Source organism: Geobacillus sp. G4, assembly GCF_040327975.1.
In the GTDB taxonomy this organism is placed as follows: Bacteria; Bacillota; Bacilli; order Bacillales; family Anoxybacillaceae; genus Geobacillus; species Geobacillus thermoleovorans.
The window spans coordinates 292,589-308,228 of the sequence record NZ_JBEPJY010000001.1 but is presented as its reverse complement, the minus strand read 5'-3'; the positions used below and the strand labels follow the sequence as shown (position 1 = coordinate 308,228).

The following is a 15,640-nucleotide window of genomic DNA, read 5'->3' as shown; positions in this document are numbered from 1 at the left end:
TTGTGCCTATCTTGAAGGCAGACAACCTTTTGGGTCAGCCCCTTTTGGTTTGCTGACCGACGAACGTCATTTCAACGTCGCCGGCGCCGCTTCCCCAGCTGAATGGTCGGCGGCTTTTACCGGCGCGCGGCGGGTGCGGAGCGCCAAAAGCAATAAATAGCTGAGCACACCGAACAGGCAGGAAATGAAAAAGGCATGCGCCAAGGCAATGTATAAATTCAGCTGCGTAAAAACGACAAGCGCTCCAGTCGTCATTTGCGCGAGCACGAGCAAAAGGGCGATGAGCCATCCGTAGTAGATGACCGGCTGCCTGCGGTAATGGCGGACGGCATGTATTGCGGCGGCGGCGATCCAAATGATGATGACAGCAGCGGCCAATCGATGGCCCATCTGCACCCATTCATGAAACTGAACCGGGAGGAGGCGCGTTTTCGCGCAAAGCGGCCAGCTCGGACAAGCGAGGCTGGCGTTCGTATGGCGCACGAGCGCTCCGGTGTAGACGACGATGTATGAGTATATGGTGATGCCGTAAATATGAAACCGCATTTTGCCGTCAAGCGAAAGCGAAGCGGCGGAAAACGTTTTGTCGATTTCAAAAATCAATAGCGTCAATAGCAGCACAGCGGCAAACGAAATGAGCGAAATGCCGAAATGCAAGGCGAGGACGAAATCGGACTGCCCCCACACGACCGCGGCGGCGCCGATCAGCCCTTGCAAGACGAGAAAGACAAACGATATGACCGCTAAAAACTTCGTCTCCTGCACATGGCCAATGGCTCTCCATGCCCAGATGGAAAGGATGAGCACCATGATGCCGGCAAGGCCGGAAACGAGTCGATGGCTCAGCTCGATGATGAGCTCAGGCGTAATGTGATCCGGCACCCATTGGCCGTTGCACAGCGGCCATGATCGGCCGCACCCCATGCCGGAGCCGGTTTTGGTCACAAGCGCTCCGCCAATTAAAACAAACAACATTGCCAACGTGGTTGCCGAGGCAAACCATTTCAGTGAACGTTGCAAAATCTTCACCTTCTTGTATTGAGAAATTGTGATTTTGTCCATATTAGTAAAGTGATGGATTTTATTGCAGCCAACCGTGTCGCTAAGCCAAGTCTATTTTACACGATGGCGCCGGGAAACACAAAATGACGTTTGCATATTGAATAAGTCGATTAAGTTTGCTAGAAATATTAATGGGACAAGCGAATGAACCGTTTGGGGCATACGGATTCAAAAATTTGACACAAATTATTCAAAAAAAGTTCACATGATGAGGAAAAAATGTGATTTAATATAAAGAGGAAACAGCCCGTTTTTGCTATTTGGCGTTGGAAAGAATTTCAGGCAACATCACGGCGCCGGCCGGGCAAGGAGCGGCGCAGCGAGGAGGAACAGGAGACATGGCCGAATTGAAAGCGGTGCACCAGGATGCGGCCGATGCCGGTCATCGCTCGCATGTGAGCGTCAAGGCAGTTTGGAGAGAGTTATCGTCTGTTGTGAAAATCGGAATCGTCAATTCCAATTTGATTACGACGTTCGCCGGGATGTGGCTGGCGTTTTATTTTACTGGGGAACACTTTTTGGAGAACCTGCATCTTGTCTTTTTCACACTGTTTGGAGCAGCGCTTGTCATCGCGGGTTCATGCGCCATCAACAACTACATTGACCGCGACATTGATCAATATATGGAGCGGACGAAAGCACGCCCGACCGTCACCGGGACGATGGATCCGCGGCGGGTGCTTTGGCTTGGGATTGGTCTTGTCGCAATCGGCGAGATGAGCTTGCTTATGACAACGGTTACGGCTGCCGTCGTTGGATTGATCGGTATGGCGACGTACGTCTTTTTATACACCCTTTGGACGAAGCGCCATTACACGATCAACACCGTTGTCGGCAGCATTTCCGGCGCGGTGCCGCCGGTTATCGGCTGGACGGCGGTCGATCCGGAGTTTCATATTGTTCCGCTCATCTTGTTTTTGATCATGTTTTTATGGCAGCCGCCGCACTTTTTGGCGTTGGCGATGAAGCGATGCGAAGAATACCGTGCAGCCGGCATCCCGATGCTGCCGGTCGTCCATGGATTCGCCATGACGAAGCGGCAAATCATCGTTTGGGTGGCATGTTTGCTGCCGTTGCCGTTTTACTTGTTCTCGCTTGGCGTTCCATTTTTAATCGTGGCCACGCTGCTCAATGTCGGCTGGCTGCTGCTGGGATTGGCAGGTTTGAAAATGAAAGATGACATCAAATGGGCGAAGTGGATGTTCGTCTATTCGCTCAATTACTTGACGATTTTGTTCGTGGCGATGATCATCGCGACGCTTTGGTGAATTAAGATAAAATTCTTTCTTTAGTGAAAGAATTTATATACATTTATCCATCAAAGAAAGAGGGGTTTGATTAGGCTATGAACAAGGGGCTCTGTAACTGGCGCTTATTTTCCCTGTTCGGGATGATGGCGCTGTTGCTCGCCGGTTGCGGCAAACCGTTTTTATCGACGCTCCAGCCCGCCGGTGAAGTAGCGGACATGCAGTATTCGCTCATGTTGTTGAGCACATCGATCATGGTGCTCGTCATTGTCGTCGTGGCGATCATCTTCGTTTACGTTGTCATCCGCTTCCGGCGGCGCAAGGGGGAAGAAAATAAAATCCCGAAGCAAGTGGAAGGGAACCATAAACTGGAAATTATCTGGACTGTCATTCCGATCATCCTCTTGCTCATTTTGGCCGTGCCGACGGTATCAACCACGTTTAAACTGGCCGATGTCAAGGCGATGAACGACAAAAAACGAGATAAGGATACAGTTGTCGTCAATGTTCGCGCCAACCAATACTGGTGGGAGTTTGAATATCCGGATTACGGCATTATCACGAGCCAAGATTTGGTCGTGCCGACGAATGAAAAAGTGTATTTCAACTTGATTGCGTCGGATGTCAAACATTCGTTCTGGATTCCGGCGGTCGGCGGCAAAATGGATACGAACACCGACAACAAAAACCAATTTTGGCTTGTTTTTGATCAAAAAGCGACCGATAAGGCCGGCGGCGTCTTTTACGGCAAATGTGCGGAGCTTTGCGGTCCGTCCCATGCGCTGATGGACTTTAAAGTTCGGCCGTTGCCGCGCGACCAATTTGACGCCTGGGTGAAAAAGATGCAAAATGCGAAAAAACCGGTTGTCACCGATCCGGTTGCCAAAGAAGGCGAAGCGATTTTCAATAAAAGCTGTATTGGCTGCCATGCGGTGACGCCTGTGGACAAGCGTCCGGAACAGGCACGCACAGCGCCGAACTTGGCGAACTTTGGCGATCGCGAACGAATCGCCGGTATTTTGGAGCATAACGAAGAAAATCTGAAAAAATGGCTGAGAGACCCGAACAGCGTGAAGCCTGGAAATAAAATGGCGGGTACATATGGCCACTTGACGGAAGAGCAAATTGACGCATTGGCGAAATATTTGATGAGCTTAAAAGTGGAATAAAGCATGAGAAGGAGGTTTCACCGTGAGTACAATCGCGCGCAAAAAGGGTGTTGGCGCCGTTTTGTGGGATTATTTGACAACGGTCGACCATAAAAAAATCGCCCATCTGTACTTGATTTCCGGCGGGTTTTTCTTCCTGCTCGGTGGTCTCGAGGCGTTGTTCATCCGCATTCAGCTCGCCAAGCCGAACAACGATTTCCTTGTCGGCGGCTTGTATAACGAAGTGCTGACGATGCATGGAACGACGATGATTTTCTTGGCTGCGATGCCGCTTGTTTTCGCCTTTATGAACGCAGTCGTGCCGCTGCAGATCGGCGCGCGCGACGTCGCGTTCCCGTTTTTGAACGCTCTTGGATTCTGGATGTTTTTCTTCGGTGGTTTGTTTTTGAACTGTTCATGGTTTTTAGGCGGCGCACCGGACGCTGGTTGGACGTCGTATGCGTCGCTGTCGCTTGACTCAAAAGCGCATCATGGCATCGACTTTTATACGCTCGGGCTGCAAATTTCCGGCTTCGGAACGATCATGGGTGCCATTAACTTTCTTGTGACGATCATCAACATGCGCGCTCCGGGCATGACGTTTATGCGCATGCCGATGTTCACATGGGCGACGTTTGTGACGTCGGCGCTCATCTTGTTTGCGTTTCCGCCGCTTACGGTCGGCTTGATTTTCATGATGATGGATCGATTGTTTGGCGGCAACTTCTACAATCCAGCTGCCGGCGGCAATACGATCATCTGGGAGCACTTGTTCTGGGTGTTCGGCCATCCGGAAGTATACATCCTTGTCTTGCCGGCGTTCGGCATTTTCTCGGAAATTTTCGCGACGTTCTCGCGCAAACGCCTATTCGGTTATTCGTCAATGGTGTTTGCGACGGTGCTTATTGCTTTCTTAGGGTTCATGGTATGGGCGCACCATATGTTCACGGTCGGGATGGGGCCGATTGCGAACGCCATCTTTGCCGTCGCGACGATGACGATCGCCGTTCCGACAGGAGTCAAAATTTTCAACTGGCTGTTTACGATGTGGGGCGGAAGCATCAAATTCACAACGCCGATGCATTATGCCGTCGCCTTCATCCCGTCGTTCGTCATGGGCGGGGTGACCGGGGTTATGTTGGCGTCGGCGGCGGCGGACTATCAATACCATGACAGCTATTTCGTCGTTGCGCACTTCCATTACGTCATCGTCGGCGGGGTTGTGTTCGCTTTGCTTGCCGGCACGCATTATTGGTGGCCGAAAATGTTTGGCCGCATGCTGAATGAAACGCTCGGCAAAATTACGTTCTGGCTGTTCTTTATCGGGTTCCATTTAACGTTCTTTATTCAGCACTTCCTTGGTTTGACAGGGATGCCGCGGCGCGTGTTTACGTATTTGCCGCATCAAGGATGGGAGACTGGCAACTTGATCAGTACGATCGGCGCGTTCTTTATGGCGGCCGCCACGGTCATTTTGCTCATTAACATCGTGATTACAACCGCAAAAGGAGAAAAAGTGGCGGGCGATGCGTGGGGCGACGGCCGCACGCTCGAATGGGCGATCGCTTCGCCGCCGCCGGTGTACAATTTTGCCCAACTGCCGCTCGTCCGCGGGCTGGACGCTTTCTGGCTCGAAAAAATGGAAGGCAAAAACGAATTGACGCCAGCCGAACCGCTTGGCGACATCCATATGCCGAATTCGTCGTTCCTGCCGTTTGTCATTGCGTTCGGTCTGTTTGTCGCCGCCTTCGGCTTTACGTATCATAACGATGCTGGATGGGGCTTGCCGGTCGGCATTCTTGGCCTGCTCATTACGCTCGGTTCGATGTTCTTGCGCTCGGTGATCGATGATCACGGCTTCCACATCCATAAAGAAGAAGTGCTTGAACTTGAGAAGAAGGGGGCGAACGCCTGATGCATGCAGAGGAAAAATTGACGGCCGAGACGTTTCCGGCCGCGCCGGAACGCGCCACCCTTGAGGGGAAAAATAAGTTTCTTGGCTTCTGGCTCTTTTTAGGCGGAGAGACGGTGCTGTTCGCCTCTCTCTTCGCCACCTATTTGGCGCTCAAAGATAAAACGAACGGCGGCCCTTCGGCGGAAGAACTGTTCCAAATGCCGGTCGTGTTCATGGCGACGATGCTGCTGCTAACCAGCAGCTTGACGAGCGTGTATGCCATTTATCATATGAAAAACTTTGACTTTAAAAAGATGCAGCTCTGGTTTGGCATTACCGTTTTGCTTGGCGCCGGCTTTTTGGGCTTGGAAATTTACGAGTTCAATGAATATGTGCATGAAGGCCATAAGTTTACGACCAGCGCTTTCGCTTCAGCGTTCTACACGCTCGTTGGCACGCACGGAAGCCACGTCGCGTTCGGGTTGCTTTGGATTTTGACGCTCATGATTCGCAACGCTAAGCGTGGGTTGAATTTATACAACGCCCCGAAGTTTTACGTCGCGAGCCTTTATTGGCACTTCATCGATGTTGTCTGGGTGTTCATTTTTACCGTTGTATACTTGATGGGAATGGTGGGGTGAACGTATGGCGAACCAAACGAATTCAGGAAATGAGCGCATCGACTTAGCGTATCGCCGCCGGAAAAATGCGGAAGAAATGCGCCATCAAATGATTGCATTCGTTTTGATGATTTTGTTGACGCTCATTGCCTTCGCCGCCGTTGGTTACGAAGAGTTTTCCCATTGGTTTGTCGTTCCGTTTATTTTGCTTTTAGCCGCCGTGCAGGTCGCATTTCAGCTGTATTATTTCATGCACATGAGCCATAAAGGCCACGAATTCCCGGCGATGTTTATTTACGGCGGTGTGGCGGTTATGCTTCTACTTGTTTGGGCGTTTACAACAGTCGTTTGGTGGTAAGAAAAGGGGGAATCGGTTTTTGCACCGGTTTCCCCTTTTTCAATAGCCTTGGCGCGGCGTCGTATAGTATAATGGGAAAGGACAAATCAGGAGGGGATTCGTATGTTTCAATCGCTGCAAATGTTTGGCCCCGTTGCCCTTTGGAGTCCGTTTTTTTTGCTTATGTTAGCGGCGGTTGCGTTGCTGTACATTGGGATCACCGGGCCATGGCGGCAGCGTTTCGGCCTCGGTGATGCCGTTTCGGAGAAGCAGAAAGCGTATTTTTTGACCGGGATTGCGCTTCTTTATATATGCAAAGGGTCTCCGTTGGATTTGATGGGCCATTTGACGTTCACCGCCCATATGGTGCAAATGGCAGTGCTGTATTTGATCGTGCCGCAATGTTTTATTTTAGGCATTCCGGCGCCGCTTTATGAGCGCGCATTCCGCATCACAGCAGTGCGCCGCGTGTTTCGGCTGTTGACAAAGCCAATTGTGGCGTTGCTGCTGTTTAACGGCTTGTTTTCGCTTTATCACGTTCCATTCATTTTTGACGCTGTGAAAATGAATATGTGGCTGCATGCGTTTGTTACCTCGGTCATTTTCGTTGCCGCGTTTTGCATGTGGTGGCCGCTTGTCAACAAGCTGCCCGATTGGCAAACGTTGTCCGGCCTAAAAAAAATGGGTTACATTTTCGCTGACGGCATGCTGTTGACCCCGGCTTGCGCGCTCATCATTTTTACCGATACGCCGCTTTATGCGACGTATACTGACCCGAAAGCATGGATGGCCGCGCTGGCTCTATGCGTTCCTCAAGGGACGCTGGCTTCGCTTGATTTGACCGGGCCGCAAATGTTTTTATCGATGTCGCCGCTCCATGATCAGCAGCTCGGCGGAGTGTTGATGAAAATCATCCAGGAAATCGTGTACGGGACGATGCTGTTCTTCATCTTCACCGAATGGTATCGGAAGGAGCGGGAGAAAGAGCCAAGCATGGATATGGAGCCGCGGCCGACCAAACTGTAAAGCGCGGTTGGCCGCCAACGATGAACAAAGAAGAAAGGGAGAGAAGCGATGGCCGTTTTACCGACAATCAGCACGAGCTGCATCGTGATCAGCGCTTTGCTTGTTGCTTATGGGTGGTATTTGATCAGCCGCAGGCGGATCGAAGCGCATAAAAAGGTGATGCTGACGGCAGCGGTGTTTGCTTTGCTGTTTTTCACCATTTACATGTCGCGGACGTTGTTTATCGGCAATACGAGCTTTGGCGGGCCGGAGAACGTCAAAGTGTACTATACGCTGTTTCTTATTTTCCATATTGTGCTGGCGACAGTTGGCGCCGTATTTGGCCTTGTCACGATTTGGACGGGATTGAAAGACAAGAGGGCCCGCCATCGTCGGCTTGGGCCGATCACCAGCATCATTTGGTTTGGCAGCGCCTCAACCGGGGTCGTCGTCTATTGGCTGCTTTATGTCCTCTATCCAGGGGGCCAAACGACGTCGCTCATCAAGGCGGTGCTCGGTTTTTAACCGGCGGGCAAGGAGCAAGGGCAGCGGCGGTTGCATAGCATAGAATACAACACGCCTGTATAGACGTGATTTTGTGCAGCGGGGGGGGGAAGGCGGTGAACACGTTTCGCTATCGGAAACGGAGCGCCGTAGAGGCGACGCTATTGACAATTGTCATGATGTGTGTGCGCGGCCAGACGGAGGTCGCCCTTGACGATTGTGAGGTGTTCATCACCGTTGCTCAAGGCGGGCGGTGCCGCGTCACGGTAAAGATGTCCATTCGATATGGGGCGCCGGTGATGGAAGTTTGCCGCCAGCTGCAACAGCATATTGCCGAGGAGATCGCCGCGATGACGCCATATGTCGCCGAGGCGGTCGACATTGTTGTCAAACGGCTTGTCATGCCGGAAAAAAACGCATGAGAACCGCGCTCTCATGCGTTTTTTGATTATTCTTTGATTTTTTCAAGCTCGCTTTTGACCTGCGCCAACACGTTTTGGCATTGGCTGACAAGAGAGGACGGAAAATGCTCATCATCGCCGTATTCGACGCCGTGTGGATAGTAATGTTTCCCTAAAATCGGCGTGAGCAGCTTAATGAGTGCATAGCGCGAATCGACGTTTCCCTCAATGGCGTATCCTTGAACGCGCAAATAGTAGGTGCCTTCTTTCACGACGTATTTCCGGTCGTATGTGACCCGTTCATAATCCCATTGCGCCGCGCGTACAAAGCCGAGGCGCTCCATAATGTCATCAAGGCGGGATAGTTCGACCGTCTGATTTTCCAGTCCGGTATTTTCAAACTTCATCCTTCTTCCTCCTAACAACACAGTATGTAAAAGCGCCAAACAGGAAATCATCCCCTCATTTATAATAGTACGAAAACGGTTTGCTTTTCAACGAATTGTTTGCCGTTGTTTCCGTTTCGCTCGCATTTTTTTGTGTGATCCGGCGCACAATACGGGTAGAAAGGAGAGACGAAGAATGCAAACGGTACGGGACGTCATGTCAACGGATGTGCAATATTGCACCCCCCTTGACAATCTCTACGAAGCGGCGGTAAAAATGCGCGATTTCAACGTCGGGGCGATTCCGATTGTCGATGACGGCCGCCTTGTCGGAATGATTACCGACCGCGATATTGTCGTGCGCGGCATGGCTGAAAAACGTCCTGGTTCGACTGCGGTGACGGAAGTGATGAGCCGCGATCTCGTCACGCTTTCTCCGGACGATTCGGTGCAAAAGGCAGCAGATATGATGGCACGTCACCAAATTCGCCGCCTCCCGGTCGTAGAAAACGGGCGTTTGGTCGGCATCATCTCGCTCGGCGATTTGGCGACGAACCGCTATTCTGATGAACGCGCGGGTCGTGCGTTAAGCGAGATTTCCGAACAAGACGCCATCCATTGACAAATGCAACGGACACGGCTTCTTTCGAGGAGGAGCGCTCTTTTTGGGTGTCCTCTTTTTTTTGCCTCTAAAAAACGGCTATAATGGCAATAAGGAGATTGCGCAGAAAGCGGGAGTTGCCGTGTGAAATGGTTTTTCCTTTTTTTGTTTTTCTTGATTGGATTGTATTATTTTGTGCCGAGTCCGCCGCCCCCGAGCCCCCCGGAGCAGCCAGAGACGAATCGATACATGTTGAAAGAGCCGAAGGCGACGGCCGGCATCGTTGCGTTGATCGGGCAATCGGCGCAAGAGGCGAAAAAACTGTTTGGCGCCCCAGACCGAATCGACCCGTCAGCTTACGGATATGACTGGTGGGTGTACAGCCGTCGACCCGAGTCGTACGTGCAGATTGGCATCTTGCGCGGTCGCGTCGTCACCGCCCTTGTCGGCGGAGAGAAGGTGAACGTTGAACCGTTTGCGGTCGGCCAGCGGTTGCAGACGATTTTTCAAACGATGCCGGTGCTATCGAACATTGAGATTAAGCTAGGCAACGGGACATACCGGTTTGAGCTGTCTGAACAAGATTACTCATCAAGGCCGGTTGTCAAAGTTGGCAGCGTCTACGCTCAGCTGTATGTTGACCGCTTTACCGGCGAGGTGGCGGCGATCCGCCTGATGGATGCAGAAACGTTCGTCAAGTTGCGGCCGTACGAGCTCGTTTACCGCGGCAGCCTGCCGGCGGCCGCGCCGCTGTCGGAAGAAAAGCGACAGGCTGTTGATGCGGCCAACGCGAAGCAAATTTTTGACTGGACGAATTTGATCCGCCGTCGCCATGGGCTTTCCTCTCTCATGTGGGATGACAAGGCCGCTGCCGCTGCGGAAAAACATAGCCGAGATATGCATGATCACCAGTTTTTCTCCCACGAGTCGCCGCAGTATGGCGATTTATCGAGGCGGCTTGGCGCGCTTCACATTCCGTTCCAGCTTGCCGGGGAAAATATCGCCGCCCATCAAGTCGATGGCGTTGAGGCGACCATCGGATGGCTGAACAGCCAAAACCATCGGAAAATTATGTTGAACGAAGAGTTCACCCGCTTGGGCGTTGGCGTCTACGCCGATTACTATACGCAAAACTTCTTTACGCCGCTCTAAAAATTGGGCGCACCTCTCTTTGTTGGATGCGATATGATATGGCAGATAGGCATGAGTGGACGAAAGGGATGAGAACCGCCATGGTCAAGCCTCTGCATCCTTCCGTTGAACAGTTTAAACAGTTTGTGAAAAAACATCCAAAAATCATCCAAGAGGTGCGCAGTGGCAAAAAGACGTGGAAACAAGTGTATGAGGATTGGTATTTGTTCGGGGAAGACGATGACATATGGGAGCCGTATCGGGAAACAAACGGTGCGGCAAAAGAGGAGGAAAAAGGAACGAACAAATGGCTCGATAAGCTCGCGTCTATGCTTGGACAGATCGATGCAGCCGATGTGCAAAAACATTTGGCGAACGTCCAGCAGGCGATCGCGGCGATCCAAAGCATTCTTTCCGAATTTCAAGGGGCCGGTCAAGAACAAAGAAACAAAGAAGCGCATCCGTTTTCGTTCCGCAAAGATTAAAGGGTGGTGGCGATGAGGAAAGATGTATGGCAATATGTGCAAGGAACACCGATGTTGCGCGCGTTTTTGCGCGAACAGCCGCGCTGGTACCGGCTCCTTGCCCGCCGTCCGCATGAACTGTCGACGTTCCAATTGGCCGCCTTGCGCCACTATGAGCTGACGATCCCTGACAAAGTGGAAAGAATCTCCCAATCGTTGCAAATGGCGTCGCTTATGTGGCAAATGTTTAAAGCCATGCGCGACTAATCGGGCGGCCAATGGCAAAGACTAGTTTCGAAAGGGAGTGATGTCTTTGCCAAAGTGGTTTGCATGGTTTGCGGTTGTCATATTGCTTGCGGCGTATGCCTTCTTTGAGCCGGCGCCGTCGTCCTCCGCTCACGCCGAAGCAGTGGGCGGTCCGCTTCAGGTGAAGCATGAAGTGAAAGGAAGCGACGTATTCATTGAATGTGTTGCCGTCCACTTTCCGTTCCGCAAAGGGAGCGGCGGCGGACACATTAATGTCTATGTCAACGGGCAAAAAATGACGGAAGTATACACGGCCGCCTTTATCGTGCGCGGTTTGCCGAGCGGGAAACATACCATCCGTCTTGAGCTCGTCTACAATGATGGGAAAGCAACCGGCATGACGCACGAATTTGACGTCGCCATCCGATAGAGATGACGACGATCGTTTAAAAGGCGAACAGAGGCGATTCGGCACAGTCTGGATCGCCTTTTTTGTTTGCTTCTTTGCTATCTCTTTCCTTTTCATTTTCTTTTCGTTCATGGTATGATGGATAATGGAGGTGCCATTTGGTGAAGATTGCGACTCTCGAGCGCATCGAGATTTTAGATAAAGCAGAAGCGTTGGCCAAAATGATTGTCGAGTCGGACGTGGCGGACGAATACCGCCGCGCCTTTTGGCGGCTGAAGCAAGACCGCCGCGCCCAGCAGCTGATCGCTCGCTTTGTCAAGCTGAAGGAGCGCTACGAAGAAGTGCAGCGCTTCGGAAAATACCATCCTGATTACCGCGACGTGATGAAAGAAGTGCGCGAAGCGAAGCGGGAGCTCGATTTGCATGAGACGGTCGCCGCCTTTAAGGAGGCGGAGAAGGCGATGCAAGAGTTGCTTGATGAGATCAGCGTGCTGATCGGCAAAGCGGTGTCCGAACATGTGAAAGTGCCGACCGGAAATCCGTACTTTTTGTCGGCGGGCTGTTCCGGTGGCTGCGGGGCGGGCGGAAGCTGCGGCTGCCGCACATAAAAAAGGGGAAGGGACTATGTTTCCAAAACGGCAAGGGATTATCGTTTGGCTTCATTCGCTGAAATATGGGAAACAGTTGCGCAAGTTCGGCAACATTCATTACATTTCCAAACGGCTGAAGTATGCTGTTCTGTATTGTGATATGGAGCAAGTCGACCATGTAATGAAAAAGCTCGCCTCGCTTCCGTTCGTCAAGCGGGTCGAGCCGTCGTACCGCCCATTTTTAAAACTGGAATTTGAATCGAAAGGGGAGAAGGAAAAAGACTCCCCGTATCCGCTTGGATGAAGGAAAACAGCGGGTCGAAAAAAAGCCGGCACCGGCTTTTCGACCCGCTGTTTCTTTGTTTACTGCAGCGGCGGGATGAAGCGATTCATCCGCATAATGCCGATCAAATGTTGGTAATATAAATCGGGTTCAGCGAACATCGTCGATGGCTTAACATCAAGGTGAATGACGTCCATGCCCAGTTCCTTTGCGGTTTCCATAAATAGTTCGTACCGTTTGTTTGGCTTGACGGACGGATCGGGAATGCCTTCACGGCAAATGTAAAGTGGTTGGAAATCGCCGGGATCCGTCGGATGAAGGACAACGGCCAAGGAGACGACCGCCTGGCCTTTTTTCACCGTATGAAAGACAAAGAATCCGGACAAACGATGGCGGTTGGCCTTCGCCAATGCAATCAGCTCATATATATCGGAATATCCTTCGCCAAGTTCGATAAATCGTTGGATCATGAATCGTTCCCCCTTGCAAGCATCGTCCACCCTTAACTTTACCGGCCATCCTCGCGAATTGCAATCAAAAAAAACCTTGCGGAAATGAACCCGCAAGGCCCTTTCCAGTTCCTTGCCTCCGCGCAGGGCGGAACAAGGATCGGAAAGAATAAAGAAAAGGGAGAGGAGAAACCGGAGGAAGAACTTATGGGGAAACGTAAGTCTTCTCCGTCACTGGCAACAACGCGTCAAGCGTGTTGCCATTACTCATTATGGACCGTTTGCCGATTTCTATACATGAATGGCGAAAAAATTCCGTAGTTTGACGATCATCAACTTTATGGTAAGATTACCATGAAAACAACGAATCAAATGGATGACAAGGCCACCTTGAAACGGTGAATTGGGTGAAGGCGATGAGAGTCATTTCCGGGACATGCAAAGGACGGCGTCTGCAAGCGGTTCCAGGGATGTCGACGCGGCCGACGACCGATAAAGTCAAAGAAGCGATATTTAATATGATCGGGCCATATTTCTCAGGCGGCAACGGTCTTGATTTGTTTGCTGGCAGCGGCGGCTTGGGCATCGAGGCGCTCAGCCGAGGAATCGAGCGCGTCATTTTCGTCGATCAAGACAGGAAAGCGGTGCAGACGGTCCGAAAAAACGTGGCGGCCTGCGGGCTTGAGAAGCGGGCGGAAATTTACTGCAACGACGCCGAGCGGGCGCTGAAGGCGGTAGCGAAGCGCGGCCTCCGCTTTGCGGTTATTTTCCTTGATCCGCCGTACAAAGAGAAACAGTGGCCGACGTTGCTGTCGTCGATCGCCGGGCGTCAGTTGCTGGAACCGCACGGCGTCGTCGTCGCTGAACACTCGGCGGAGGCGGAGCTGCCGGAGGAGGTCGGCGGCCTGACACGATGGAAGCGGGAAACATACGGTATCACCGGTGTGACGATTTATAGATGGGAAGGGGATGGAAGCGATGGCGAGCATTGCGGTTTGCCCCGGGAGCTTTGACCCTGTGACGTACGGGCATTTGGATATTATTAAACGAGGGGCGAAAGTGTTTGATCAAGTGTATGTGGCGGTGTTGAACAACTCGTCGAAAAAGCCGCTGTTTACTGTCGAGGAGCGGATCGAGTTGCTTCGTGAGGTGACGCGGACGCTTCCGAACGTCCATGTCGAAGCGTTTCACGGCCTGCTTGTTGATTACGCCCGCAGCAAAAAAGCGAATGCCATTTTGCGCGGCTTGCGCGCTGTGTCCGATTTCGAATACGAAATGCAAATTACGTCGATGAACCGCGTTCTTGATGAAAACATTGAAACGTTTTTTATGATGACGAACAGCCAGTATGCGTTTTTAAGCTCGAGCATCGTCAAAGAAGTGGCGAAATACAACGGCGATATTTCCGAGCTCGTGCCCCCGGTTGTTGAGCAGGCGCTGAAGCGGAAATTTGCGTCCACGGCCGCTGATTGACGCTTCCTTATGGAAGCCTGCTTAAGCGAACGTTGCAGCCGGCGCTGGCCCAGTTTTGCCGTCAAGGGCGGTTCATGGCCGAGGCGACGCGAACCGCCCCGATGGCTGGGTGCTGCCAAAAATCTAGGCGCTCAAGCGTCTTATGAGCGCCCGCGCGATTTACTGACCGCCTTGATGACGAGCCATATATAAAGGCAAAGGAACAACAGTGTCAGGAGCGGCCCGTATTGCTGCAGCAACCGCCAGCCTTCATTCCAAGCGCTGTCTTTTGCGGCGTGAAGAAACGCTGGGATGTGGGTCGGCATCCCGCCGGCTGTTTTGATGTACAACGGTTTCCAAAGCAAGTATGTAAAGGAAGCGGCAAACACTCCGTGCAGCAAGCGCGCGATGAAAAACGGCTGAAAGCGGATGTTCGCTTCGGCGAGAATGCTGGCGACTTGCGCTTGGACGGAAAAACCGCCAAAAGCGAGGACGAAGCTTGTTGCCACTGCTTTTTCCATCAGCATCGCCTCATCGGTCTGACTGATCATTTGGCTGCCGAGTGTAATTTCAAACAAGCCGGAAAACACTGGGATGTCAAGCTGCTCCGGCAGCTGGGCAAGGCGGAGCAGATGGCGCAGCAATGGGGCAAGCTGTTCGGTCAAATGCATCATATACAGAAGTTTATTCATAACCGAAAAGAGAATAATAAAACCGCCGATCATTAACAGTGTTTGGACAGAAGAGCGCACGGCGTCGCCAAGAAGTTTGCCAAGCGGCTGTTCGTTTTTCAGTCGCGTGCGGTGCAGTGTGCGCAGCGCATACGGGAGCGAAAATGAGCGTGGCTGCCGCTTCGATTGCCTCCGTTCTTTTCGGATGCCGTGAAAGCGCATGATCAGCCCAACGCTAATGTTTCCTAAATAGTGGGAAACGGCCAGCACAAGGCCGAGTTGCGGGTTGTTGAAAAATCCCGCTGATACAGCTCCAAAAATAAAAAGTGGGTTGGATGAATTGGTGAACGACGAGAGCCGTTCGGCTTCAATCGTCGTCAGCTGTTTTTCCTGGTACAGGCGGGCGGTCAGCTTGGCTCCAGACGGGTAGCCGGACGCCATTCCCATGGCCCAGGCGAATCCGCCGACGCCCGGGACGCGAAACAACGGGCGCATGAGCGGCTCGAGCAAGACGCCAAGGAAGCTGACGACGCCGAAGCTGATGAGCAGCTCCGAGACGATAAAAAACGGCAAAAGCGATGGAAAGACGACCTCCCACCACATATTTAAACCGCGAATGGACGCTTCAAGCGACTGTTTTGGATAGCAAATGAGCGAAAACGCAAACAAGGTGGCGGCGGAAGCGAGCAATACGGTTTTCCATTTCGCCCCCCAATTTTGTTTCACTTTTCCCCCCCCTT

21 protein-coding genes are annotated in these 15,640 nt (G+C 52.1%); 17 read left to right on the top strand and 4 right to left on the bottom strand.

Annotation, left to right across the window (positions count from 1 at the left end):
• Positions 1-66 precede the first annotated feature (66 nt).
• Positions 67-1,020: a COX15/CtaA family protein gene (locus ABS784_RS01525; protein ID WP_011230580.1), complete on the bottom strand. Its 954-nt coding sequence runs from the start codon at positions 1,018-1,020 to the stop codon at positions 67-69.
• Between the two features lie 380 nt (positions 1,021-1,400).
• On the opposite strand from ABS784_RS01525, the gene cyoE reads away from it, so the two are divergent.
• The 8 genes from cyoE (at position 1,401) to ABS784_RS01485 (ending at position 8,239) form a co-directional block, all read left to right on the top strand.
• A complete protein-coding gene (cyoE, locus tag ABS784_RS01520; protein ID WP_131874101.1) occupies positions 1,401-2,330 on the top strand; it encodes a heme o synthase in 930 nt (309 codons plus the stop codon).
• A 77-nt stretch (positions 2,331-2,407) separates the two neighbouring features.
• Positions 2,408-3,478 (top strand): cytochrome c oxidase subunit II, encoded by a 1,071-nt coding sequence (gene coxB / locus ABS784_RS01515; protein ID WP_318538712.1) that lies wholly within the window; start codon positions 2,408-2,410, stop codon positions 3,476-3,478.
• Between the two features lie 22 nt (positions 3,479-3,500).
• The gene (gene ctaD, locus ABS784_RS01510) at positions 3,501-5,372 is read left to right on the top strand and encodes a cytochrome c oxidase subunit I (RefSeq protein WP_352511209.1); all 1,872 of its coding nucleotides are present in this window, start codon (positions 3,501-3,503) and stop codon (positions 5,370-5,372) included.
• Positions 5,372-5,992, top strand: coding sequence for a cytochrome c oxidase subunit III (ctaE, locus tag ABS784_RS01505; protein ID WP_011230584.1), 621 nt, complete (start codon positions 5,372-5,374; stop codon positions 5,990-5,992). The genes ctaD and ctaE overlap by 1 nt, the downstream gene beginning before the upstream one ends.
• A gap of 4 nt (positions 5,993-5,996) precedes the next feature.
• Positions 5,997-6,329, top strand: coding sequence for a cytochrome c oxidase subunit IVB (gene ctaF / locus ABS784_RS01500; protein WP_011230585.1), 333 nt, complete (start codon positions 5,997-5,999; stop codon positions 6,327-6,329).
• Positions 6,330-6,431: 102 nt separating this feature from the next.
• Positions 6,432-7,334, top strand: coding sequence for a cytochrome c oxidase assembly factor CtaG (ctaG, locus tag ABS784_RS01495; protein ID WP_011230586.1), 903 nt, complete (start codon positions 6,432-6,434; stop codon positions 7,332-7,334).
• 48 nt (positions 7,335-7,382) lie between these two features.
• Positions 7,383-7,838, top strand: a complete 456-nt coding sequence (locus ABS784_RS01490) for a DUF420 domain-containing protein (protein ID WP_011230587.1) — start codon at positions 7,383-7,385, stop codon at positions 7,836-7,838.
• A 95-nt stretch (positions 7,839-7,933) separates the two neighbouring features.
• Positions 7,934-8,239, top strand: coding sequence for an Asp23/Gls24 family envelope stress response protein (locus ABS784_RS01485; protein ID WP_011230588.1), 306 nt, complete (start codon positions 7,934-7,936; stop codon positions 8,237-8,239).
• Positions 8,240-8,265: 26 nt separating this feature from the next.
• Here ABS784_RS01485 and ABS784_RS01480 read toward each other — a convergent pair whose 3' ends face one another.
• Positions 8,266-8,625, bottom strand: coding sequence for a YugN family protein (locus ABS784_RS01480; RefSeq protein WP_011230589.1), 360 nt, complete (start codon positions 8,623-8,625; stop codon positions 8,266-8,268).
• Between the two features lie 175 nt (positions 8,626-8,800).
• Here ABS784_RS01480 and ABS784_RS01475 point away from each other — a divergent pair, with 175 nt between their 5' ends.
• From ABS784_RS01475 to ABS784_RS01445, 7 genes are all read left to right on the top strand, one after another.
• On the top strand, positions 8,801-9,226 hold the full coding sequence (locus ABS784_RS01475) for a CBS domain-containing protein (protein ID WP_023634054.1): 426 nt from the start codon (positions 8,801-8,803) through the stop codon (positions 9,224-9,226).
• A gap of 123 nt (positions 9,227-9,349) precedes the next feature.
• Positions 9,350-10,357: a CAP domain-containing protein gene (locus tag ABS784_RS01470; protein ID WP_011230591.1), complete on the top strand. Its 1,008-nt coding sequence runs from the start codon at positions 9,350-9,352 to the stop codon at positions 10,355-10,357.
• Positions 10,358-10,437: 80 nt separating this feature from the next.
• Positions 10,438-10,821 (top strand): YlbD family protein, encoded by a 384-nt coding sequence (locus tag ABS784_RS01465; protein ID WP_014195361.1) that lies wholly within the window; start codon positions 10,438-10,440, stop codon positions 10,819-10,821.
• Positions 10,822-10,833: 12 nt separating this feature from the next.
• Entirely contained in the window at positions 10,834-11,067 is a 234-nt protein-coding gene (locus ABS784_RS01460) for a YlbE-like family protein (RefSeq protein WP_011230593.1), read from the top strand.
• A gap of 40 nt (positions 11,068-11,107) precedes the next feature.
• On the top strand, positions 11,108-11,476 hold the full coding sequence (locus tag ABS784_RS01455; protein WP_013145869.1) for a hypothetical protein: 369 nt from the start codon (positions 11,108-11,110) through the stop codon (positions 11,474-11,476).
• Positions 11,477-11,616: 140 nt separating this feature from the next.
• Complete coding sequence (locus ABS784_RS01450; protein ID WP_011230595.1) at positions 11,617-12,063, top strand: YlbF/YmcA family competence regulator; 447 nt, start codon at positions 11,617-11,619, stop codon at positions 12,061-12,063.
• Between the two features lie 16 nt (positions 12,064-12,079).
• Positions 12,080-12,349, top strand: a complete 270-nt coding sequence (locus ABS784_RS01445; RefSeq protein ID WP_011230596.1) for a YlbG family protein — start codon at positions 12,080-12,082, stop codon at positions 12,347-12,349.
• A gap of 59 nt (positions 12,350-12,408) precedes the next feature.
• Here the strand turns inward: ABS784_RS01445 and ABS784_RS01440 are convergent, their stop codons facing one another.
• Positions 12,409-12,798, bottom strand: coding sequence for a DUF7147 family protein (locus ABS784_RS01440; RefSeq protein ID WP_011230597.1), 390 nt, complete (start codon positions 12,796-12,798; stop codon positions 12,409-12,411).
• A 395-nt stretch (positions 12,799-13,193) separates the two neighbouring features.
• On the opposite strand from ABS784_RS01440, the gene rsmD reads away from it, so the two are divergent.
• Positions 13,194-13,790, top strand: coding sequence for a 16S rRNA (guanine(966)-N(2))-methyltransferase RsmD (rsmD, locus tag ABS784_RS01435; RefSeq protein ID WP_011230598.1), 597 nt, complete (start codon positions 13,194-13,196; stop codon positions 13,788-13,790).
• A complete protein-coding gene (gene coaD / locus ABS784_RS01430; RefSeq protein ID WP_011230599.1) occupies positions 13,756-14,250 on the top strand; it encodes a pantetheine-phosphate adenylyltransferase in 495 nt (164 codons plus the stop codon). Before rsmD ends, coaD begins: the two co-directional genes overlap by 35 nt.
• Before the next feature lie 140 nt (positions 14,251-14,390).
• On the opposite strand, the gene ylbJ is transcribed toward coaD, so the two are convergent.
• Positions 14,391-15,626, bottom strand: coding sequence for a sporulation integral membrane protein YlbJ (gene ylbJ / locus ABS784_RS01425; RefSeq protein ID WP_011230600.1), 1,236 nt, complete (start codon positions 15,624-15,626; stop codon positions 14,391-14,393).
• Positions 15,627-15,640 lie beyond the last annotated feature (14 nt).